Origin of the sequence: Sulfurimonas sp. C5 (assembly GCF_029872055.1) — a bacterium.
Lineage (GTDB): Bacteria > Campylobacterota > Campylobacteria > Campylobacterales > Sulfurimonadaceae > Sulfurimonas.
Genome location: NZ_JARXNQ010000001.1, coordinates 504,491 through 527,897, shown reverse-complemented (window position 1 = coordinate 527,897; position 23,407 = coordinate 504,491). Strand labels below are relative to the sequence as shown.

The window sequence follows — 23,407 nt, the reverse complement described above, 5'->3', positions numbered from 1 at the left end:
TACGAGTGGTACCAGCGGGGGGACTTGAACCCCCACATCCGAAGATAACGGATTTTGAATCCGTCGTGTCTACCATTCCACCACGCTGGCTAAATTTCCGAAATAATAATCACATGTTACTTAAAAGTAAATAATTTTTGCCGATATAGTCACATATGGAACTTAAATTGCTAGATAAGCAATATACAAAATAAATAGTCGGAGGTCTGTTATGCGTGTTACATCAGCTATGTATTACAACAGTATTTATCAAAAAAACAATTCAAATTTGAACAAACAACTTTTTGATGTAAATAAACAGATAGCTTCAGGACTAAAAATTCAATACGCACATGAAGATGTTACTGCATTTTCACAAACTATGCGTTTAGACAATGAAATTACTATCCTTTCACAAGTAAAGCAAAGTACGGAAAACGGTTATAAAGTTTCAAATCAGACAGATTCAATTATGAATGAATTTGGTGATCTGATGAACCGTTTTAGAACGCTTCTAATCCAAGCTACCAATGATACAAACGATGAAACTTCAAGAAATGCAATTGCAAATGAGTTAAGAGGTTTAGAAAGCAACTTAAGAGGTTTGGCAAATACTTCTATTAATGGTAATTTTTTATTTTCCGGATCGGCACTTGATGTAAAACCTATTGACGACAATGGGATTTATCAAGGTAATGCTGATAGACTTGATGCTTTTGTAGGATCAAATAATAAACAGCAGTTCAATATTTCAGGCGCAGATCTTTTTTTAGGTGAAAATACAACTGTAAACCGTGAAATTACGACCAATGTAGCCAACTATAATCTTCTACAGGACTATCCGGCACTTCAAGCATCTGTTGCCGATAACGATTATTTGTCTTCTTCAAGTACAATGAGACAATTCATGGGAGATACAGATAATACCAGTGTGCCTGCAAATACATATTATTTCTATGTACGCGGGACAAAAAGTGACGGTACTAACTTTAATACTCAAATATCATTTTCAGATAATGATAAAGTCAGTGATCTTTTAGATGAAATCGGTAAGCAATACGGTAACACAGGTTCTAAACAAGTTGTGAATGTTTCATTAAACGATGCAGGTGAAATTGTTGTTTATGATAAGATTGATGGTTCTTCGAAAATAGATTTTCATATGGTTGGAGCAGTTGATTATTCAGGTGCCGGGGCAGCCAATGTAGCAAATATCGATCTTTTAGATAGCGGTGAAACAAATTTTGATGCTATTATTGGAGGAACTTCAGTTGCAGCTAATCCTAATCTTTTTGTAAAAGAGTTTACAAAGTCAGGTTTTACTGCTGCAAGTGGTGCACCGACAAATATTGAAGGTCTTATTTACGATCGAGCTGCATTTAGTGTTAATGGATCAAATATTACTTCAAATGTACCGCAAATTATTAAAGGAACAAATGCATTTGCAGATGCTTCTACAAAGTTATCTGAAGTGTTTGACCTTTCTCAAGGAACTGCCGGTACTTTAGACGGGACACAACTACGTTTGACAGGAACAACAATTGATGGTGTTACACCGTATGATATTACAATTAATATCAATAGTGCAGGTTCAACATTTGTAGATAATGCAACTGCTACAAGTTATGATATTTTTAATATGGATACAGCAGGAAGAACAGCAGTAAACGGTGATGATATGACATATCAACAATTATTGGATGTTGTAAACATGGCAATTACAAAGAATCTTCCGGCAGGTGCAACTGCTACAGATTACGATAATGCCATAGCATCTGCGAAATTCAGTGGTGAAACTTACTTAACATATGATGGGAAAGTGGCTTTTAAAGACCTTACAAACGGTAATACAAAGGCTACAATCTCTTTATATGATGCAAATAGTGGAAGTTTTACAGCAGGTGCAGCTTCTGTAGGTGCTTTCCAAGCAAATAACTCTTTAACGGTAACAGATCCGAAAAATGATTTTTTTAAATCAATCGATGCAATGATACGTTCAGTTGAAGAATATAAAAATAATCCTAATGCATCAGTCGGTAGTGAGCGTGTAATAGGGATGCAAAATGCAATTGCAAGAATGGATGCTTTACAAGATCACATTTTAAGTATGCATTCAAGAGTAGGGGCACAGTCAAATACGCTTGATCAATCTTTACAACGTGTAACAATTTTAGACGTTACAACAAAAACATTGCGTTCATCAGTGATTGATACGGACCTTGCTGAAGCATCTTTAACATTACAACAGTTAACTACCAATTATCAAGCAATGCTTTCAACTATAGGAAAAGTTTCGCAATTAAGTCTTGTGAACTATTTATAATTGGAACATTTTTAGCTATACTTCTTTTAAATTTCTATATGTTTTAAAGGTGAGGTATTGAGGGATACTTTTTTTATCGTTGTATTTGGTGTTTTAATTTATTTAGGTTTTGCTACAATCCTTGGAACAACAAGTTTGATGGGGAGCTTTGGTGTAAGCTTTGCATCATTTAATCATCAGTATTTTGGTTATATATCTTACATTTATCTCTTTGTACTTCTTTACCCCTTATATAAACTTTACAAAGATGTCAGTTTTGACTTTAGAAAAGCAGAACTGAGTGTTGCTGCTTTTTTAGTACTGTTTTCTACTTTATTGGCTCAAGCATTACTAGTAAGCGATGAGTATCGTGGAAAATTCGGTGCAGATTTTGTTGATTTCCTTTCTCCTTATATAGGATTATTCGGACTATGGGTCTTTTGGTTTATTATCAGTTTAGTTTCGGTTGTAATTGTATTTGAAAAAGATGCTGCCGAACTTTTTACACATATGTTGTCCTCTTTCCGCCGTTCTGAATCAAACCCTAAACAAAAAGAGGAAGAACCCCAATTTGAAGAATATCAAGAGTTTATAGAAGAGAACATCATTGAAGAAGAGACAACTGTTACAGTAGAAGAGATTGAAGCACCAACAGAAGAGACGGCTATACCTAAAATTCAACAAACATTTGAATTAGATGAAAATATAGAAGAAGAGATCGATAAACCGGCTTTTTTACGTCAAGATGTAGAGAAAAAACATAATATTTTGGAAGTTGCAAAAGAGATTAAAGAGCGTAAAGGTGCCGTAATAGTAGACGAACTGGAAGAAAATAAAAAACTTCTTGCCGACATTGAAGTTGGAAAAACAGAAAAACCGAAAAACTTCAAGTTGCCTTCTATTGATTTTTTACAAAAACCTTCTACATCTTCTAAGTCTGTTGATGAAAGCGAATTAGACGGAAAAATAAAATATCTTATCGATAAACTGGCACACTTTAAAATAGAGGGTGATGTTGTTCGTACATATGCAGGACCTGTTGTTTCAACGTTTGAATTTAAACCTGCTGCAAATGTAAAAGTAAGCAAGATTTTAAACCTGCAAGATGACTTGGCAATGGCTCTTTCTGCTGAAACTATCCGTATTCAAGCACCGATTCCAGGTAAAGATGTTGTAGGGATTGAGATACCGAACGAAACGGTAGATACTATCTACTTACGCGAGCTTTTAGATGATAAACTCTTTAAAAATTCATCTTCACCGCTTACAATTGCACTTGGAAAAGACATAGTAGGGAAACCTTTTGTAACAGATCTTAAAAAGCTGCCGCACTTACTGATCGCAGGAACAACTGGTAGCGGTAAGTCTGTCGGTATCAATGCGATGATCCTGTCATTACTTTACAAAAACTCTCCGGATCAACTGCGTCTGCTTATGATTGACCCTAAAATGCTGGAGTTTTCTATCTATAATGACATTCCGCATCTGCTTACTCCTGTTATTACAAAACCTAAACAGGCTATTGCAGCACTGAACAATATGGTTGCAGAGATGGAACGCCGTTATGCAGCAATGGCGGATACTCGTACAAAAAATATTGAAAACTATAATGAAAAAGCGAAAAAAGAGGGCTTTGAACCTATTCCCTATATAGTGGTTATTATTGATGAGTTAGCTGACCTTATGATGACAAGCGGTAAAGATGTTGAACATTCAATTGCAAGACTTGCACAGATGGCGAGAGCATCAGGTATTCACTTAATTGTTGCAACACAAAGACCATCGGTTGATGTTGTTACAGGTCTTATTAAAGCCAATCTTCCTTCACGTATATCATACAGAGTAGGGCAAAAAGTTGATTCGAAAATCATCTTAGATCAAATGGGTGCAGAATCGTTACTTGGACGTGGTGATATGCTTTTTACCCCTCCAGGCGCAACAGGACTTGTAAGGCTGCATGCTCCATGGAGTACTGAAGAGGAGATTGAAGAAATTGTTGAATTTATAAAATCTCAACGTGAACCAAACTACGATAAAAGCTTTTTAGTTGAAGATAGTTCAGAGTCTTCAGAGAGAAGTGAAGTATTTGAAGAACTTGATCCATTATATGAAGAAGCAAAAAGTGTTGTATTAAACGATAGAAAAACATCTATATCGTATCTTCAAAGAAAACTGCAAATAGGTTACAACCGTTCAGCCAGAGTTATAGAACAGCTTGAACAAGAGGGGATTCTTTCTGCTCCAAATGCCAAAGGGATAAGAGAGATAATATAAAGTGAAAGAGTTCGAAAAAACTTTACACGAAGATGAAACAATTGCCGTTCGTGCCGAGATCTCTAAAACATACTATAACGGCATAATCTCTTTATACCTTTTAGGTGCAATACTGCTTTTTATCGGTCAAGAGCTTGAGATCGGTGTAATAGGTATAGTTCTTATTATACGAACCTTCTATGTACACTTGCAAGAGATCAAAGAAAAAGCTTCTTACCATTGTTTACTTACTAATAAGCGTCTTATCATTTTAAAAGGGAAAAAAACTCCTGAAATATTTCCTGTTGAACTAGATGAGATTCGTACAATCTACATTAAGCCACTTACGAGAAAATTTCAATCTATCATAGATGTCGGAGCACTTGAAGTGCTTACTACTTCCGGCGGACGTTATGTAATTAAAAATATTAAAAGACCGTATGAGTATCACAGAGCGATTATCGGTGATATCGTAAGTGCTACACATTATTCAAATAAATCAAAAAAGGGTATAAAAAAGTGACACCTCAAGAGATAGAAGCATCTTTAAAAGTACAATACAATAGAGATCTTAGAAAACAGATCGTAAAAAGTATATTGGCGCATGAAAAAAACAACGATAAAGAAGCACTGCAGTCTTCTTATCATATATTAAATCAGATTTTTTCGTACGTTTTAAGTGAGCTCGGTTGGAGTATTGCGGAAGAATCTAATAAATGGGATGAAACACCTTTAGAGATTATGGCTGTAACATTTCCGAAACTAAAATCAACAAAGTGGTATCAAGAACAGCACTTGTTTACACAGAAATCGATCAAAGTTGAATCAGAAATGTTACAAAAATAAACATTTTTTTTAAAAAATTAATTTTTTTGTGTACATTTGTAACACTGTGTATTTTGTTTTTTCTAAATAGGTTATAATTTTTTAAATTTTAACCAAAACAGGAAATCAAAATGGGATTTAGAGAAGAATATGCTGCTCACGTAGCAGAAAGAGAAGCGTTAGGCGTTCCTCCACTACCACTTACTGTTAAACAAACAGAAGAAGTTATCGAATTTATCAAAACTGGTGAATACGTTGAAGAGATGTTAGATCTTCTTGCTAATCGTGTTTCTCCAGGTGTTGACGATGCTGCTTATGTAAAAGCTGCTTTCTTAAATGAGATCGCAATGGAAGAACATCACGTAGCTGCTATTGCTCCTGAAAAAGCTGTTGAGATGCTAGGAACAATGCTTGGTGGTTACAATGTAAAACCAATCGTAAATGCACTAAGCTCAAAAAATGAAGCTGTTGTAAAAGCTGCTGTTAAAGCACTTTCTCACACTTTACTTGTTTATGATGCATTTAACGATGTAGAAGAACTACACAAAGCTGGTAATGCTGCTGCTACTGAAGTTATGACTTCTTGGGCAAATGCAGAATGGTTTACTTCAAAACCTGCTTTAGATGAAAAAATCACTGTAACTGTATTTAAAGTTCCTGGTGAAACAAATACAGACGACCTTTCACCTGCTTCTGAAGCGTTTACACGTTCAGATATCCCTTTACATGCAAACTCTATGCTTACTGCAAAGATGGATAACCCAATTGAAACTATTAAAGAGTTAAAAGAAAAAGGTAACCTAGTTGCTTATGTTGGTGACGTTGTTGGTACTGGTTCTTCAAGAAAATCTGGTGTTAACTCTGTTCAATGGCATATGGGTGAAGATATTCCTGGTGTTCCAAATAAAAGAACTGGTGGTGTTGTAATTGGTGGTATTATTGCTCCAATTTTCTTCGCTACTTGTGAAGATTCGGGTGCACTTCCATTAGAAATGGATGTAAACGATATGGAAACTGGTGATGTAATTGAGATCTATCCATATAAAGGTGAGGCTCATAAAAATGGTCAATGTGTTGCAACTTTCAGCCTTCGTCCAAATACTATTACTGACGAAGTTCGTGCTGGTGGTCGTATTCCATTAATCATCGGTCGTGGTTTAACTACTAAAGCTCGTTCAGTTCTTGGTATGGATGCTGCAGATATGTTCTTAGCTCCAGAGCAACCGGCTGATAACGGTAAAGGGTTTACTCTTGCTCAAAAAATGGTAGGTAAAGCTTGTGGTATGGAAGGTGTTCGCCCAGGTATGTACTGTGAACCACAAATGAGTACTGTTGGTTCTCAAGATACAACTGGTCCTATGACTCGTGACGAGATCAAAGAACTCGCTGCTCTTGGATTCAATGCTGATTTAGTAATGCAGTCTTTCTGTCATACTGCTGCATATCCAAAACCATCAGACGTTCAAATGCACCACACACTACCGGACTTTATCGCTAACCGTTCAGGTGTTGCTTTACGTCCAGGTGACGGTGTTATCCACTCTTGGTTAAACAGAATGGTTCTTCCGGACACTGTTGGTACTGGTGCAGATAGCCATACTCGTTTCCCAATCGGTATCTCTTTCCCTGGTGGTTCAGGTATCGTTGCATTCGCTGGTGTTACTGGTTCTATGCCTCTTACTATGCCAGAGTCTGTACTTGTAAGATTCTCAGGTGAATTACAACCTGGTATTACATTACGTGACCTTGTAAACGCTATTCCTCACCAAGCTATTAAAGAGGGTCTTTTAACTGTTGAGAAAAAAGGTAAAAAGAACATCTTCGCTGGTCGTATCTTAGAGATCGAAGGTTTACCAACTCTAAAAGCTGAGCAAGCGTTTGAGCTTTCTGATGCTTCTGCTGAGCGTTCTGCAGCTGCTTGTACAGTTAAATTAGACAAAGAGCCTGTAATTGAGTACTTAAAATCTAACATCGTTCTTCTTCAATCAATGATTGACGCTGGATATGAAGATCACAGAACTCTTGCTCGTCGTATTACGAAAATGGAAGAGTGGTTAGCTAACCCAGAACTAATGGAAGCTGATTCTGATGCTGAATATGCAGCAGTAATCGAAATCGACCTTAACAAAATTACTGAGCCGATTTTAGCTTGTCCAAACGATCCGGATGATGTTGCTACACTTTCTGAGATTTTAGCTGACTCTAACCGTCCACACAACATCGACGAAGTATTCGTTGGTTCTTGTATGACAAACATCGGTCACTACCGTGCACTTGGTGAAGTTCTTAAAGGTGAAGGTTCAGTTCCAACTCGTCTATGGGTTTGTCCTCCGACAAAAATGGATGAGAAACAATTAACTGAAGAGGGTTACTACGCATTATTTGGTGCTGCAGGTGCTAGAACTGAGGTTCCAGGTTGTTCATTATGTATGGGTAACCAAGCGCGTGTTGCTGACAATGCAATTGTATTCTCAACTTCAACTCGTAACTTTGATAACCGTTTAGGTAAAGGTGCTCAAGTTTATCTTGGTTCTGCAGAGCTTGCTGCTGTATGTTCACTTCTTGGAAAACTTCCAACAAAAGAAGAGTACTTAGACTTAACGAAGAAAATTATCGGTAAAGAAGCAGATATCTATAAATATCTAAACTTCAACCTTATCCAAGACTACAAACTAGCTTAGTTTGTGGACTTAGAGATTAAGAGAAAAACCTCTTAATCTCTGATAATATCATAACCCATCGGAATGTATGGATTAAATACATTCAAATCAATCTTTTTATTTACTTCTTGATCTTTAAACGAAATATCTACTTTATTTTCAAATTCATCCACATAAGTTATTGATTCTATTTTCAACCCTTTTGTATAAATTGTATAGTTTATATTGTTAAATATTGCAGTGTAAACATCTTTTCTGATCTCTTTTGCACTTTGAAGAAGTGAAAAGAAGTCAAAGTTACTGTTGATAGTTTTGATAATTGCCTGTTCTAAATCAGGTTCAACCATAATTACTTTATTTTTTAAAACATATACGGTTTTTTCAATAGGCTGTGAGTATTTCCATAAAGCATATCTTGGTTGTGATGCTTGAATAGTCCCTTTGTAGACTATTTTTTTGTTTTTCTCATCTGTAATGCTTTGTTCGAACTTTGCCTGAAAACTTGTTAGATCAGTTATCTCGGCAAATGCTGTAGAGCTTAGCAGTAACAAGAGTAATTTGAATTTCATTTTTTTCCTTTTATACTTTCTGTAAACTTTTCTGTGATAGAATTATAGCAATTTCTAATCACTATATAATAAACTATATAGTGATTTATATAAGGTTGGAGATGCTACAAGCATTATTTGGTAAGATTATCGGAACAGCGAACGATAGAGAATTAAAAAAGTATTTAAAACGCGTTAAGAAAATAAATGAACTTGAATCAAAATATGAGTCTTTAAATGATGAAGAACTAAAAGCGGCATTCAATGAGCTAAAAAGTAGTGTATTAAATGGGGAAAAAACACTTGACGATGTTTTAGAAGATTCTTTTGCTATTACTAGAGAAGCATCTAAAAGAGTTCTTGGAATGAGACACTTTGATGTTCAGCTTGTCGGTGGTATGGTTTTACACGACGGAAAAATCTCTGAAATGAAAACAGGTGAGGGTAAAACACTTGTAGCGACATTACCTATTATCCTTAATGCAATGGAAGGCAAAGGGGTTCATTTAGTTACTGTTAATGATTATCTTGCAAAACGTGACTCTGGTGAGATGTCTCCACTTTATAACTTTTTAGGCTATAGCGTCGGAACTATTTTAGAAAATATGAACGATTCTGCAGAAAAAAGAGCTGCATATGATGCCGACATTACATATGGAACAAATAATGAGTTTGGTTTTGATTATCTAAGAGATAATATGAGTTACTCTAAAGAGCATCAGGTTCAACGTCATCACCATTTCGTTGTTATTGACGAAGTTGACTCTATTCTTATCGATGAAGCTAGAACACCTTTAATTATCTCTGGTCCAACAAACCATAAAATGCAGGATTATGTCCGTGCAAATTCTGTAGCAATGGGACTAGAAAAAGATACACACTTTACAGTTGATGAAAAAGATAGAATCGTTTTATTAACTGAGGAAGGGATTACAAAAGCAGAAGAACTTTTTGAAGTAGAAAACCTTTACAGTGTTGAAAACTCTTCACTTTCTCACGTTTTAGATCAAGCTCTTAAAGCAAACTATGTTTTTGAAAATGATGTTGACTATGTTGTAAGAAACAACGAAGTTATAATCGTTGATGAATTTACAGGACGTTTAAGTGAAGGACGCCGTTTCTCTGAGGGACTGCATCAGGCTCTAGAAGCAAAAGAGAGTGTAGAGATCAAAGAAGAGACACAAACACTTGCAGATATTACCTTCCAAAACTATTTTAGAATGTATAATAAACTTGCAGGTATGACAGGTACTGCAGAAACAGAAGCAACAGAACTTGCTCAAATTTACTCTTTAGATGTTGTATCTATCCCTACAAACATTCCTGTCGCAAGAGCTGACCTTAATGACCTTATTTACAAAACAGAAACAGAAAAGTTTACTGCCGTAATTACAAAAATAAAAGAATTGCAACAAAAAGGACAACCGGTACTTATCGGTACTGCTTCAATCGAAAAATCGGAACTGTTACACCAATTTTTAAAACAAGAGAAAATAGCTCATACTGTACTTAATGCAAAAAACCATGAACAAGAGGGTGAGATTATTAAAGATGCCGGTAAAAAAGGTGCGGTAACAATTGCAACAAATATGGCTGGTCGTGGTGTTGACATTAAAGTAAATGATGAAGTAAGAGCTTTAGGCGGTTTATACATTATCGGTACAGAAAGACATGAAAACCGTCGTATTGATAATCAGCTTCGCGGACGTTCAGGTCGTCAAGGTGATCCGGGAACTTCTCAATTTTATCTTTCTTTAGAAGATAGTCTGTTACGTATTTTTGGAAGTGATAAGATCAAGTCTATTATGGAAAGACTCGGCGTTGAAGACGGTGAGTATATAGAGTCTAAAATGGTGACTCGTGCTGTAGAAAAAGCACAGAAAAAAGTTGAAAATATGCACTATGAAGGGCGTAAACACATTTTAGAGTATGATGATGTTGCAAATGAGCAGAGAAAAATCATCTATAGATTTAGAAATCAGCTTTTAGACAAAGAGTATGATATCGCTTCTAAAGTGGATGAGATCAGAAATGATTATGTACAAAACGTGCTCGCAAATTCAGGTATATATGAAGGTTTACCGGAAGAAGATTACGATCTAGAAAAATTAGCTGAACTTCTTCAAGAAGAGATGAATGCATTTATGGATACGACATCTTTAAAAGATTTAGAGTATGAAAAAGTATATAGCCATATTTTAGAAGGGCTTAAAGCAGCTTATGATGAGAAAATGTCTGTACTAGATGAAGAAACGAGACATGAAATTGAACGTGAACTGTATTTAAGAGAACTTGATAATGCATGGAGAGATCATTTATATGCTATGGATGGTATGAAAACAGGTATCCGTTTACGTGCATATAATCAAAAAGATCCTCTTGTTGAGTATAAAAAAGAGGCATATAATTTATTTACAGAACTTACTCAAGGTTTAAGATTAAGTGTAATTAAAACACTTCAAATAATCCAGTTTAAAATGGAATCAGCTGAAGAGGAAGCTGCAATGGTTGCAGAAGAACTTGCACAAAGACAAAAAGCGCAAGACGAAATGATGCAGTTAAACCTTTCTGCTAATGATGATGAGGATAATTCTCTCAGTAAAAAACCTGCAAGAAATGAGCCTTGTCCATGTGGCAGCGGGAAAAAATATAAACAATGCTGTGGTAAGAGCGGTCCTAAAAAAGGTGTATTTGCATCTTGAAAAAGAATTTAGTTACATTTTTAGTAAAAAAATTTTTACGCTTTGATAAAGAACAGCCTTTTATCTTTATCTCGGCGCTTCTTGCTTTTTTAGGCATTACCTTAGGTGTTATGGTTTTACTTATTGCCATGGCACTTATGAACGGTTTTGATAATGAGTTTAAAAAAAGACTTACTATTATGAACTACCCATTAACAGTGTTACCGAAATTTTATGGTGCTGTAAATGAATCTCTTTTGATTGACCTAGAGTCAAAATTTCCAAATCTCCAGTTTAGTCCTTATGTACAATCTGCAGTGATCTCAAAAAGTGGATCAAAGCTTGAAGGCGGGTATATTTTTGGTGTCAATTTTGAAGATGAAGCTAAAGTAAACAGTGTACTTCAAAAAGCTATCGAAAACCATACATTTAACAAGTTTGATGTCATTGTCGGGAAGTCTTTAAAAGAGGAATACAAGCTTACAATTGATGATAAATTGATGTATATTTTTACAAGTGTAGAGCCGGGAGGATTTAGTGTAACGCCTAAGTTAAAACGATTTCGTGTAAAGTCCAGCTTTGATTCCGGACTTTCTGCATATGATAAAGCATATCACTACACATCTTTGAATTCTTTGCAAACATTATTACGTATGCCTTCAGATATGTATGACGGTATCCATATATATTCTGCGAATCCAAAAGAGGATATAAAACAAATTGCCGAAGAACTTCCTGTAACTGTAAGCATAAAAGGTTGGTGGCAAGACAATGTAAACTTTTTTGCAGCTTTAGAGATGGAAAAAACGTCTTTATTTATTGTTTTAATGCTTATTATCCTTATAGCATCTATTAACATCATATCTTCTTTGCTAATGACGGTAATGAATAGAAGAGGGGAGATTGCTTTACTCCTTTCTCTCGGTGCTACAACTGCAGAGATCAAAAAAGTGTTTTTATATCTTGGCATCGTGATTGGAATTGGTGGTATTATTGCCGGTGTAGTTCTAGGTCTAAGCGGTATATGGATTCTTGGTACCTTTGATATTATAGATCTGCCAAAAGATGTGTATCCTACATCAACTCTTCCGTTGGATCTTAATCTCAGTGACTTCTTTATGATAGTCTCAGGAGCATTTGTAATTGTTGTTTTATCTTCTTACTATCCCGCCAAAAAAGCTAGTGAAGTTGATATTCTGACAGTACTTAGAAACGAATAGTTTTATTCGAATATTTTAAAAGGTAGTTTGAGCGTTCTTTTTATAATATTTATAGGCGCTACAATTACCTCTTTAGCAATCGCCGATTCAATCTTCGGATCACTTAATTTCCCTGTAACTTTCATACTTGTCGAAATCGCTTTACCATCAAATAAAATGTAACCCACTACAGGGATTTTTGACATATCGCTTGCTATATCCGTTTTCAGATTGAGTGAAAGGTCTATTTTGTCATTTTTAAGATCTGCTGTACCATCCGCAGCAATTTTTAGTTCTTTAGAATCCATATACATTTCATTGATATTGAATATACCTTTTTCATAGTCAAACTTTACGTATGCATGATTCATATATAAACCGTTTTGACTATATCCAGGTATAGAAAACGTTATCAGTGATGGTACTGTATTCACAAATGCAAGTACATTGTTTAAAAGTACGTAATCTAAAAGGGTACTTTTTTCTATAAGTAGTATGCCACTGTATTTATCCAATGTTCCTTCTATATTGAAGTCAAAAGTTCCGCTCTTAAATTTTGAAAAGATAAATAAATTTCCCATAAACTGATCACCAAAACCTTCACCATAGAGATGGAAATTATTATGTTCAAGTTTAAAACCCGCTTTGCCGTTAATATGCTGTAACTGTGCCGTTAAAATATTATGATGATATTGAACAGTCAAAGTATCAGCTAAAGCATATCTATCGTTACCAAGATATATAGCTGAATTTAATGCTGAAATATTGATATTTGCCGAAGATTCATTTGAATCGTTATTATCAAGCGTTGAAATCCATTTAAGTGTTTCAGGAAGAGATATATTGTTGTCATGAACATTGATCTTAATATCACCATTCACTGTAATATTTATCTTGTCGTTTACTTTGATATATAGATTTTGTTTTTTTGTGATTTTTCCACTAATCTGATAAAGTTCTACAGGTTTATTATCTTTATAAAGTAGTTTGTACGGGTAGTTTAGAGTGGCTTTAAATTTAGTTGTATCATCATTTAACTGCTTATAGATTCTTACTTTACCGTCTGTTAAGTGATATTTTTTTAGAAAGTCGGATTCTTTATATAAATTTTTTAAGTCATTTAGTTTTAACGACCATTGTGTATTGTCTAAATTAAAAGTTGCACCCAGCTCTTTAGAATTTATTTGAATCTGATCATCCATGATAGAGGCATTTAAAGAGACTTTATCATTACTATAGAGTATTTTATCATTTTTAGGATTTTTAATTAGAAGATTTTCAAGGCTGAAATGTGCTTGTTGTGTGTCAATGTTGTATTGTGCATATACTTGTGCCTGTGTAAACTTTCCAAAAGAGATCATAGGTTTTTTCAGGTATATGGAATTGTCTTGATATTTTAAAACTAAATTGGAAATTTTGAGTTCACTGTTAACTACATCGAGATAAATATCATCATCTGCCGTAAGTAAAAACATATTGTTTTTATAATTTAACTTCAATTGTGTATTAGAACGTGTTGATTTAATACCATAATATTTAAAATTTAAAATATCAATATCAAAATTAGCAATAAGATCTTTTAGATTGACTTTTCCTGCTATAAAACCATCGGAAATATTTTTAAGAGTGAAATATGTTGTTGGAACATCTAATACCAAAGTGTTTATATCTAACGGTATATCAATTTTATCAAGATTGATTTGCAAGTCTTTATAAAGCCATGAAGAATTTTCAATAGATAAAATGTCTTGTTTTTTATCAATATAATAAACAGCTTTCAATGGTTTTGTAGCAAGATGAAGTTTGTTGTTAAGACTACATTTCGTGACCTTGAACTTTACATCCCCTTTGGCCTCTTTTGCATTATAATTTATATCTACGTTTGCATCAATTGTATTTTTATAACTGGCAAACATATTTGTAACATTGATATCGTAATTATTGAGATGCAATTTTAAATTCTTGACATCAATATCTTGTCCTAAATAATTAAAATTGCCTTTTTGTGTAAAAAAAGTTCCTTTTGCATCTACACCTATTGTATGTAAGTTAACTGCGAGAGTAAGATTTGTATCTACCGTACCGCTATTTTGCTTCATCGGTAGTTTTATCTTATAGGCTTGTAGCAGATGTAACATGTCATCATTCAGAATAGGAGAAAACTGTAAAAATAGTGTTAAAAGTTCTTCAGGTTTTGTAAAGTCAATTTTCAGCCAGCTGTTTTGCAGATCAAAGTTATAAGACAAAGCTTCTTTCGGACGTATAAACAAAATACCGTCTTTAAATTCAAGTTCCGTATGATCTGAACGTATTGCATCTAGTTTGGGATTGTAAGTGTAATGCAGTTTATTCGCAGATGCTAGTATATGAAGATGTTTATATCCGTTTTGCAGATCATTAAAATGCAAGACACCATTTAAAGAGATAAGTTCTAAGTTATCTACCTGTATAGCATCAAGTACCCAGTATTTTACCGGTTCAGGAAACGGTATTTGTCTTAGAATAGATTTGATATCTTGAATATTGTTGTGCGAAATTACTTTATACTTGGTAAGCTCTGTATTTGCAGCAGTGTAAAGTGTAACATTAGCATCATTATTGACAGAAAAGTTGAGTTTAGAAAAGTTCTCTAATGTTCTTATGTCAATAAAAATATTTCCGTTTGCTACTATATTATCTGATTTAAATTGTTTTATATGAATATCTACAAACTCTTTGTAAAAACCAATGTCAGTTTTTAAATGCAGTTTGTTTGAATCTATTGAAAGTTGAGCTTTTTCATCTGAATTATAGTACAGTTCACCGTGAAAACCATGATATTGGAAGTGAGGAATAATAATAGAATTAAAAAGGTGTCTTACAGAATAAAAAGTTTTTGTATATTCGTTTATATCCTTTTTTGCAAAAGTTTGATTTTCTACTTTTGTATCAGACTCAATTTGAAGGTCATCTATATATAGATCTAATTTTTGATCCCATTTTAGATAAAGCTTTTTTATATTAATATTTCCAATTGAAAAATTCTCAAGATATAAACCGTTTTGAAGAATGAAAAATCCAAAAATAAGAGTTAAAAAAATGAAAGAAAAAAAGCTAATGATTGCAGAATGGATTTTAGATATTGTGTTAATTATTATTGTATCTTTCATTTATTACCTAAACAAGCCTATTGAAACGCCAAAAGTTCTTTATATTCCCAAGGGGTCGATTAATCAAATTATATCACAAATGCAACAAAATCAATTCGATGTTTGTAAACTTGATTCATTTATTTTACGCCTTATAGGTTCACCGCAAAGTGGCTGGATAGATATGGGAAACAATAAGAATACAAAAGCAGATTTTTTATACAGACTAGCAACTGCAAAAGCAGCACTACAAAATGTAACACTTATTCCTGGAGAAACTACATATGTATTTTTAGAACAATTATCAAACGAACTGAATTTAGATTTTGATATATTGCAAGAGGAGTTTTTAAAGCAATCTCCAATTCAAGAAGGAATCTTGGTACCAAATACATATAAAATTCCAATGGGAATAACGGAAAAAGAGTTAATAAACCTATTATTGAAGATATCAGTCAAAAGAATGAAAGAGTTATCGCATAAAATTTTTGGAACTTATAACGAAACAAAATGGTTTGGGTATCTTACCATTGCTTCTATTATTCAAAAAGAATCGGCAAACAATGAAGAGATGCCGATAGTCAGTTCTGTTATATATAATAGATTGAAAAAGGGAATGAGGCTGCAGATGGACGGAAGTTTAAACTATGGTAAATATTCCCATGCAAAGGTAACTGCAAAAAGAATTAGAGAGGATAAGTCTTTCTATAATACATATATATATAAAGGTGTTCCGAAAATTCCCATTTGCAATGTTGGCTTAGAAGCAATACAAGCAGCCATTTTTCCTGCTAAAACTAATTATCTCTACTTTATGAAGTCAAAAAAGGGTACTCACGATTTCACATGTAACTATTCTACACACATACAAAATATACATAATGCTACAAAATGAAACATTTTGAAAAATAAGTGCAATGTTTTGTAAAGCTTGACATATATTGCCTATCTTAGTGCTATCATTAAACTTGTAAAATCCATGACACTTTATGAATGTGGATTAAAAATAAACACAAGGACATGATATGTCAAAAATTATTTGGTCAAAAATTGACGAAGCTCCGGCTCTAGCTACTTACTCATTATTACCGATCGTTAATGCTTTTACAAAAGAAGCAGGTGTAGAAGTAGTTACTAGTGATATTTCTCTTGCAGGTCGTGTGCTTGCGGCAATGGGTCTTGCAGAAGATGAATTATCTAAACTTGGTGAAGTAGTACTTCAAGAAGATGCAAACATTATTAAACTTCCAAATGTTTCTGCTTCTGTAGGTCAGTTAAAAGATTGTATTGCTGAACTTCAAGGACAAGGTTACGATATCCCTAACTATCCTGAAAATCCAGCAAATGCTGAAGAAGAAGCAATTCAAGCTAAATATAGTGTTTGTTTAGGTTCAGCTGTTAACCCTGTATTACGTGAAGGTAACTCTGACCGTCGTGCAGCTAAAGCAGTTAAGAAATTTGCTCAAAACAATCCACATAGATTAAAAGCGTATGCTGAAAACTCTAAAGCTCGTGTAGCACATATGGGTGGAAATGGTGACTTCTATGGTAACGAGCAATCTGTTACTATGGATAAAGCACAAAAAGTTACTATCGCTTTAAATGGTAAAGAACTTAAAACTGTTGATGCATTAGAGGGTGAAATCCTTGACGGTACATTCATGTCTGTTGCAGCACTTCGTGCATTCTATAGAAAAACTATCGAAGAAGCAAAAGCTGAAGGTCTTATTTGGTCAGTTCACTTAAAAGCTACTATGATGAAAATCTCTGACCCAATTATGTTCGGTCACGGTTTTGAAATTTTCTTCGAAGAAGTTTTCACTAAATATGCTGATCTTTTCAAAGAATTAGGTGTAAACCCTAACCTTGGTATGTCAGATTTAGAGAAAAAAATCAAAGGTCATGCAAAAGAAGCTGAAATTAAAGCTGCTTTCCAAGCTGTTGTAGAAGCTGATGCTCCAAAAATTGCTATGGTTGACTCTGATAAAGGTACTACAAACTTCAACGCTTCAAATGACATCATTATTGATGCTTCAATGCCGGTTGTTGTTCGTGAAGGTGGTAAACAATGGGATCGTAACGGTGATGCTCTAGAAACTTTAGCTGTTATTCCAGATTCTACTTATGCAATGTTCCACGCTGAAATGGTAGCTGACTGTGTTAAAAACGGTCAATACGATGTAACAACTATGGGTACTATGCAAAATATTGGTCTTATGGCTCAAAAAGCTGAAGAGTACGGTTCTCACCCAACAACTTTTGAACTTAAAGAAGCTGGTAAAGTTACTGTAACTGCTGAAGACGGTACTGAACTTATGAGTTTTGACTGTGAAGCTGGTGATATCTGGCGTATGTCTCGTGCTAAAGATATCCCGATCAAAGACTGGGTTCGTTTAACAGTTGAGAGAACTCGTATTGAGGGTTATCCAGCGGTATTCTGGTTAGATGAAAACCGTGCACACGATGCTCAGATGATCAAAAAAGTAAACAAATACCTTGCTGAATTAGACACTACAGGTCTTGATATTCAAATTATGGATATTGCATCTGCTACACGTTTCACAAATGAGCGTATCCGTAGAGGTGAAAATACTATCGCTGTAACTGGTAACGTACTTCGTGACCACTTAACTGATATGTATCCAATTTTAGAGCTTGGAACATCTGCAAAAATGTTATCAATCGTACCATTATTAGCTGGTGGTGGATTATATGAAACAGGTGCTGGTGGTTCTGCTCCTAAACACGTTGAGCAATTCTTAAAAGAGGGACACTTACGTTGGGATTCACTTGGTGAGTTCTTAGCACTTGCTGAGTCTTTAAGATTTATCGCTCAAAAACACAATTCAGATAAATTAGCTGCTGTTACAGCTGGTTTAGATGCTGCAAATGATGGTTACCTTGGAAACAATAAAGCTCCAGGTAGAAAAGCTGGTGAACCAGATAACAAAGCTTCTCACTTCTATGTAGCTCAATACTGGGCAAAAGCACTTGCTGAGTCTGACAATGCAGAATTAGCTGCTAAGTTTGCTCCTGTTGCTGCTGCACTAATTGAAAATGAAGATAAAATTATGTCTGAGCTTATGGCTGTTGAAGGTAAAGCTCAAGATGTTGGTGGTTACTACCATCCAGATGATGCTAAAGCTGAAGCTGCAATGCGTCCATCTGCTACACTAAACGCTATTATCGACGCTATATAATAGCTTTCCTTGAAACTGCATGCTTTATGCATGTGGTTTTCACTTTTTTTATGAAATATATTAGAGATATTTTATAAAAAAGGTGAAAAAATAACCTCACCTTAATATGGCACCTAGTATACTTAAGTGTTGTGTGTTCGCACATATTGTTTAAGTGTATTTTGTGTGTGCCATAGTATTTAATATCAAGGAGCGAAAATGAATCAAGGTAAAAGAGTAGGGATAGTAGGAGCTGGTAACGTTGGAGCGACGGTAGCTTATTCTCTCGCAATGCTTGGATCTTGTCATGAAATCATCTTACGTGATAATAAGATTGACGTAGCAAAAGGTAAAGCTCTAGATATGTCTCAAGCTGCATCAGCTGTAAGAAGCCATACAGTTGTTTCTGTTGCAGAAGAGATGTCTGATCTAGTAGATTGTGATGTTGTAGTTGTAACTGCAGGGAGCCCAAGACTTCCTGGTATGAGTAGAGATGATCTACTTATGACAAATGCAAATATCACAAGAGATGTTATACAAGGTATAGCAAAATATTCTCCAAATGCAGTAGTTATCATGGTATCTAACCCATTAGATGCAATGACATATGTTGCATTAAAAGAGAGCGGTTTTGACAGAAGCCGCGTAATTGGAATGGCTGGTATTTTAGATAGTTCAAGAATGGCAGCATTCATTCAAGAAAAACTTGGATACGGCGGGGGACAAATTCGTGCTTCAGTGATGGGTGGTCACGGTGATGATATGGTACCACTTCCAAGATATTCAACTGTTGCAGGTGTTCCACTTTCAGACGTACTTAGTGCAGATGAGATTGAAGAGATTGTAGACCGTACACGTCACGGTGGTGCAGAGATCGTAGGTTACTTAAAAACTGGTTCTGCATATTATGCTCCTGCTAAATCAACTGCTATTATGGTTGAAGCAATTTTAAAAGATACAAAACAGATTCACCCTTGTGCAGTGTACTTAGACGGTGAATACGGATACAGTGATGTAGTATCTGGTGTACCTGTAATGCTTGGTGCAAAAGGTGCTGAAAAAATTATTGAAGTAACTTTAGACGAGAAAGAGAAAGCAATGTTTAAAAAATCTTGTGACTCTGTTCAAACGCTAATTGATACATTAAATAAAAATAACTTTTTTGAAGGAAAATAATTAATGGCTACACGTATAGAAAAAGATACAATGGGTGAAATTGAAGTTCCGGTAGACGCTTACTGGGCTGCACAAACTCAACGTTCAATCCAAAACTTTAAAATCGGCGAAGAAACTATGCCGTATGAGATCACAAGAGCATTCTCATATCTTAAAAAAGCAGTTGCTTTAGTAAACAAAGATCTTGGAAAACTTGATGCTAAAAAAGCTGATGCTATCGCTCAGGCTGCTGATGATATGCTTGCTGGTAAACTGGACGGAAACTATCCGTTAGTTGTATGGCAAACAGGTTCAGGTACACAATCAAATATGAATAACAATGAAGTACTTGCAAACCGTGCTACTGAGATCTTAGGTGGGGACTTTAGAAAAGAGAAATTAGTTCACCCTAATGATGATGTAAATAAATCGCAATCTTCAAACGATACATATCCAACTGCATTACACGTGGCTTCTGTAATTGCTGTTGAAGAGAGACTTTTACCTGCGATTGCAAAATTAAAAGCAACGCTTCAAGCAAAATCTGAAGCATTCTCTAATATTGTAAAAATCGGTCGTACACACTTACAAGATGCTACACCATTAACACTTGGTCAAGAGATCAGCGGATGGGTAGAGATGCTTAGCAAATCTGAAAAGATGGCAAAAGACTCTTTAGAAGCTGTTCGCGAATTGGCTCTTGGCGGTACAGCTGTTGGTACTGGATTAAACGCTCATCCAGAACTAGGTGAGAGAGTTGCTAAGAAGCTTTCAGAGTTAACTGGTCATGATTTTATTACAGCTCCAAATAAATTTCATGCTTTAACTTCTCATGATGCACTAGTATTCGCTCACGGTGCATTAAAAGCTTTAGCTGCTGATATGATGAAGATCGCAAACGATGTTAGATGGTTGGCATCTGGCCCTAGATGTGGTCTTGGTGAGATTACTATTCCTGAAAATGAGCCGGGTTCATCAATTATGCCTGGTAAAGTTAATCCTACACAATCTGAAGCGGTAACTATGGTTACTTGTCAAGTAATGGGTAACGATGCAACTATCGGCTTTGCTGCATCTCAAGGAAACTTTGAGTTAAATGTATTTAAACCGGTAATCGCTTACAACTTTTTACAATCTGTAAGACTTTTAAGTGACTCTATTGTTTCATTCAACGACAATGCAGCAGTAGGAATCATGCCAAATGAGGCTAAAATTGATCATTTCTTACATGATTCACTAATGTTAGTAACTGCACTTAACCCGTATATCGGTTATGAAAATGCAGCAAAAATTGCAAAAACTGCACACAAAAATAACTCTACATTAAAAGCAACGGCTATCGAGCTTGGTCTTTTAACTGCAGAGCAGTTTGATGAATATGTAAAACCAGAGGAGATGATTGCGCCAAAAGCGTAATCACGTCCACTTTAATATAAGGAGAATAAATGAATATACATGAATATCAAGCAAAACAAATTTTTGCTAAGTATGGTGTACCAACACCAAGAGGTATTGTGGCGAATACGCCGGAACAAGCTTTCTTAAATTCACAAGAACTTGGTGGAAATATTTGGGTTGTTAAAGCACAAATTCACGCTGGTGGACGTGGTCTTGGCGGTGGTGTTAAACTTGCTAAGTCTCATGATGAAGTAAAACAACTTGCATCTGAAATTTTAGGTATGCAACTTGTAACTCACCAAACTGGTCCAGAAGGTAAACTTGTACAAAAAGTTTACATCGAAGAGGGTGCAGACATTAAAGATGAGTTATATCTTGGTGTAGTACTTGACCGTGCTAAAGAGATGCCTGTAATCATGGCTTCTACTGAAGGTGGTATGGAGATCGAAAAAGTAGCTGAAGAGACTCCTGAAAAAATTATCAAAGTAGCTGTTGATCCAGCTGTAGGTTTCCAAGGATTCCACGGTCGTGAACTAGTTTTCGGTCTTGGTATTACTGATCCTGCTGAGCAAAAGAAATTTATTTCATTTGCTTCAAAACTTTACAAAGTATATATGGAGAATGATGCAGAGTTAATCGAAATCAATCCACTTATCAAAACTGGAGCAGGGGACTTCCTAGCACTAGACGGTAAAATGGGATTTGATGATTCAGCTCTTGGACGTCACCCAGATATCGAAGATATGAGAGACATCTCTGAAGAAGATGCTGATGAAAGAGAAGCAAGTCGCTATGGTCTTTCTTATGTATCACTTGATGGTGAAATTGGTTGTATGGTAAACGGTGCAGGTCTTGCAATGGGTACTATGGATACAATTAACTATATGGGTGGTACACCTGCAAACTTCCTTGACGTTGGTGGTTCTGCAAATGCTGAAACAGTTGCTAAAGGTTTTGAGATTATTCTTAAAAACCCTAATGTAAAAGCAATTTTCGTAAACATCTTCGGTGGTATCGTAAGATGTGATCGTATCGCTAACGGTATCTTAGAAGCTACAAAACTTACAGATGTACATGTTCCTGTTGTTGTTCGTCTTGATGGTACAAATGCACCAGAAGCAGCAGAAATTTTAAAACAAGCTGGAATTGCAAACGTAATTGCTGCAACAGATTTAGCAGACGGTGCTGCAAAAGCAGTAGCTGCAGCGAAAGGAGAATAATTTATATGAGTATTTTAGTAAATAAAGATACAAAAGTTATCGTTCAAGGTTTCACAGGGAAAGAGGGTTCTTTTCATGCTGAGCAATGTATCGCATACGGTACAAACATCGTTGGTGGTGTTACTCCAAACAAAGGTGGTCAAGAACACCTAGGTAAACCGGTTTTCAATACTGTTAAAGATGCAGTTAAAACTACTGGTGCTACTGTTTCTATGATCTTTGTTCCACCTGCATTCGTTGCAGATGCTGTAATGGAAGCTGCTGATGCTGGGATTGAACTTGCTGTTATTATTACAGAAGGTGCTCCTGTTCGTGATATGCAAGCTGCAAAAGCATATGCTACTAAACATAACATGAAAACTATCGGGCCAAACTGTCCTGGTATTATCACTGCAGAAGAGTGTAAAATCGGAATTATGCCTGGTATGATTTTCAAAAAAGGTAATGTTGGTCTTATTTCTAAGTCTGGTACATTAACTTATGAAGGTGCAAACCAAGTATGTAAAGAAGGTTTTGGTATCACTACAGCTGTTGGTATTGGTGGAGACCCAATTATCGGTCTTTCATATAAACAATTATTACCAATGTTTGAAGCAGATCCTGAAACTGAAGCAATCGTTATGATTGGTGAAATCGGTGGGGACTTAGAGATCCAAGCTGCTGCTTTCATTAAAGAGAATATCACTAAGCCTGTTGTTGCATTTATCGCTGGTCAAACTGCTCCTAAAGGGAAACGTATGGGTCACGCTGGTGCAATCGTATCTGGTTCTGCTGGTACTGCAAAAGAGAAAATGGAAGCTTTAGAGGCTGCTGGTGTTAAAGTTGTTGTTTCACCTGCAGAGATCGGAAAAGCTGTAGCGGAAGTACTGAAAAAGTAACA

Annotated in this window: 15 protein-coding genes and 1 tRNA gene; 13 read left to right on the top strand and 3 right to left on the bottom strand. The window is 35.3% G+C overall.

All coding sequences use genetic code 11. The features are described 5' to 3' along the window. Positions 1 to 6 precede the first annotated feature (6 nt). Positions 7 to 90: transfer RNA gene (locus P6N22_RS02620), tRNA-Leu, on the bottom strand. A gap of 121 nt (positions 91 to 211) precedes the next feature. Here P6N22_RS02620 and P6N22_RS02615 point away from each other — a divergent pair. The 5 genes from P6N22_RS02615 (at position 212) to acnB (ending at position 8,040) form a co-directional block, all read left to right on the top strand. Further along, positions 212 to 2,302 carry a flagellar biosynthesis protein FlgL gene (locus tag P6N22_RS02615; protein ID WP_280329895.1) on the top strand — a complete coding sequence of 697 codons (2,091 nt, stop codon included), beginning with the start codon at positions 212 to 214 and terminating at the stop codon, positions 2,300 to 2,302. A 57-nt stretch (positions 2,303 to 2,359) separates the two neighbouring features. Continuing rightward, positions 2,360 to 4,555 (top strand): DNA translocase FtsK 4TM domain-containing protein, encoded by a 2,196-nt coding sequence (locus tag P6N22_RS02610; protein ID WP_280329893.1) that lies wholly within the window; start codon positions 2,360 to 2,362, stop codon positions 4,553 to 4,555. A gap of 1 nt (position 4,556) precedes the next feature. After that, a complete protein-coding gene (locus tag P6N22_RS02605) occupies positions 4,557 to 5,057 on the top strand; it encodes a hypothetical protein (RefSeq protein ID WP_280329891.1) in 501 nt (166 codons plus the stop codon). Then, the gene (locus P6N22_RS02600; RefSeq protein WP_280329889.1) at positions 5,054 to 5,380 is read left to right on the top strand and encodes a hypothetical protein; all 327 of its coding nucleotides are present in this window, start codon (positions 5,054 to 5,056) and stop codon (positions 5,378 to 5,380) included. Before P6N22_RS02605 ends, P6N22_RS02600 begins: the two co-directional genes overlap by 4 nt. A 110-nt stretch (positions 5,381 to 5,490) precedes the next feature. Further along, the gene (gene acnB / locus P6N22_RS02595) at positions 5,491 to 8,040 is read left to right on the top strand and encodes a bifunctional aconitate hydratase 2/2-methylisocitrate dehydratase (RefSeq protein ID WP_280329887.1); all 2,550 of its coding nucleotides are present in this window, start codon (positions 5,491 to 5,493) and stop codon (positions 8,038 to 8,040) included. Between the two features lie 32 nt (positions 8,041 to 8,072). On the opposite strand, the gene lolA is transcribed toward acnB, so the two are convergent. After that, positions 8,073 to 8,588, bottom strand: coding sequence for a LolA-like outer membrane lipoprotein chaperone (lolA, locus tag P6N22_RS02590; RefSeq protein WP_280329885.1), 516 nt, complete (start codon positions 8,586 to 8,588; stop codon positions 8,073 to 8,075). Positions 8,589 to 8,689: 101 nt separating this feature from the next. Between lolA and secA the strand changes: the two genes are divergently transcribed. After that, positions 8,690 to 11,269 (top strand): preprotein translocase subunit SecA, encoded by a 2,580-nt coding sequence (gene secA / locus P6N22_RS02585; protein ID WP_280329883.1) that lies wholly within the window; start codon positions 8,690 to 8,692, stop codon positions 11,267 to 11,269. Next, positions 11,266 to 12,468 carry an ABC transporter permease gene (locus P6N22_RS02580; RefSeq protein ID WP_280329881.1) on the top strand — a complete coding sequence of 401 codons (1,203 nt, stop codon included), beginning with the start codon at positions 11,266 to 11,268 and terminating at the stop codon, positions 12,466 to 12,468. Before secA ends, P6N22_RS02580 begins: the two co-directional genes overlap by 4 nt. A gap of 2 nt (positions 12,469 to 12,470) precedes the next feature. Here P6N22_RS02580 and P6N22_RS02575 read toward each other — a convergent pair whose 3' ends face one another. Continuing rightward, positions 12,471 to 15,596, bottom strand: coding sequence for an AsmA-like C-terminal domain-containing protein (locus tag P6N22_RS02575; RefSeq protein ID WP_280329879.1), 3,126 nt, complete (start codon positions 15,594 to 15,596; stop codon positions 12,471 to 12,473). Between P6N22_RS02575 and mltG the strand changes: the two genes are divergently transcribed. The 6 genes from mltG (at position 15,496) to sucD (ending at position 23,405) form a co-directional block, all read left to right on the top strand. Continuing rightward, a complete protein-coding gene (gene mltG, locus P6N22_RS02570) occupies positions 15,496 to 16,470 on the top strand; it encodes an endolytic transglycosylase MltG (RefSeq protein ID WP_348542133.1) in 975 nt (324 codons plus the stop codon). The two genes, P6N22_RS02575 and mltG, sit on opposite strands and share 101 nt — an antisense overlap. 130 nt (positions 16,471 to 16,600) lie before the next feature. Next, on the top strand, positions 16,601 to 18,775 hold the full coding sequence (locus tag P6N22_RS02565) for an NADP-dependent isocitrate dehydrogenase (RefSeq protein ID WP_280329875.1): 2,175 nt from the start codon (positions 16,601 to 16,603) through the stop codon (positions 18,773 to 18,775). 198 nt (positions 18,776 to 18,973) lie between these two features. Continuing rightward, on the top strand, positions 18,974 to 19,930 hold the full coding sequence (gene mdh / locus P6N22_RS02560) for a malate dehydrogenase (protein WP_280329874.1): 957 nt from the start codon (positions 18,974 to 18,976) through the stop codon (positions 19,928 to 19,930). A gap of 3 nt (positions 19,931 to 19,933) precedes the next feature. Then, positions 19,934 to 21,325: a class II fumarate hydratase gene (fumC, locus tag P6N22_RS02555; protein ID WP_280329872.1), complete on the top strand. Its 1,392-nt coding sequence runs from the start codon at positions 19,934 to 19,936 to the stop codon at positions 21,323 to 21,325. A gap of 29 nt (positions 21,326 to 21,354) precedes the next feature. Next, positions 21,355 to 22,527: an ADP-forming succinate--CoA ligase subunit beta gene (gene sucC, locus P6N22_RS02550; protein ID WP_280329870.1), complete on the top strand. Its 1,173-nt coding sequence runs from the start codon at positions 21,355 to 21,357 to the stop codon at positions 22,525 to 22,527. A 5-nt stretch (positions 22,528 to 22,532) separates the two neighbouring features. Continuing rightward, the gene (gene sucD, locus P6N22_RS02545) at positions 22,533 to 23,405 is read left to right on the top strand and encodes a succinate--CoA ligase subunit alpha (RefSeq protein ID WP_280329868.1); all 873 of its coding nucleotides are present in this window, start codon (positions 22,533 to 22,535) and stop codon (positions 23,403 to 23,405) included. Positions 23,406 to 23,407: the final 2 nt, after the last annotated feature.